Annotated in this window: 1 pseudogene; it reads right to left on the bottom strand. The window is 59.2% G+C overall.

The annotated features are described in order from the left end of the window. Window positions 1-829, bottom strand: a pseudogene (locus tag J1G18_RS27840) (hypothetical protein); the annotation flags it as partial.

Here is an 829-nt window from a genome sequence, read left to right as displayed (position 1 = left end):
TGCGGGACCCGGGTTCCTCGCCGGAGATGTCGCCCACCCACTTCCAGGTGGCCTCGTCGTTGGCTACCCATGGCTTCACCACAGGCCTGGGGATGGTCAGTCTACTGGTACCGCCGGGCAGTGTGGCCGGGTCGAGGAAGCCGTTCGCCACCCCGAGGACAATGGGGGCGTCCAGCTCGAATTTCGGTTCACCCACATTGAGCAATTTCGTGTGCAGCGACTCCCGTCTGAGGATCTCGTCGCCTTCGGCTATCAGCAGGTCGTACCACCCCTTCAGGGTTCCGCCGTCAAGGAGCTTGAGGTTGTAGTCATCGACGGTGATGACAAAACCTTCGGGATTCTCGACTTCATCCTCCTCCGGAATGTGCCACTCCAACTCAGGCAGGAAGGTGCTGCCGTCCGGGCTTTTACCCAACAGGAACAGCTCGATGCCCATGCCGTACTCGATGGCCGGATCGAACGGAATGCGGACGTTGATGGGTGTCTTCGTGGGATCGATGAATTCTCCCTCGGCTTCTTCGATGATCGGTGCGGCCAGGCGGTGGGCTGCGCCGGTGACTTGTACAAACTGCCTTTTTGAGCCTAACGGGTCACTGCTGCCGCTGCGTTCCAGCCGATAGAAGAAACTGACCTGGGTATTGACCAGTTTACGCACGGCCGCAATGGACAGCTTGAACTCGTAGTTATGCGGGATATTGTCGACGGTCTGGGGCAGGGCGGTGACTTCGACTTTTTCGCCCTCCAGGGTGGTGCCGAGCATGGTCAAGTGAATGATGTCATCCATCTCGAAGTCTGGCCGGGTGGCCGTGACATGCACCGTGATGTCGTT

The organism is Pseudomonas sp. MIS38 (genome assembly GCF_019891575.1).
GTDB classification, from domain to species: Bacteria; Pseudomonadota; Gammaproteobacteria; order Pseudomonadales; family Pseudomonadaceae; genus Aquipseudomonas; species Aquipseudomonas putida_A.
The sequence above is the reverse complement of the archived record's forward strand: the minus strand, read 5'-3'. Positions and strand labels throughout refer to the sequence as shown.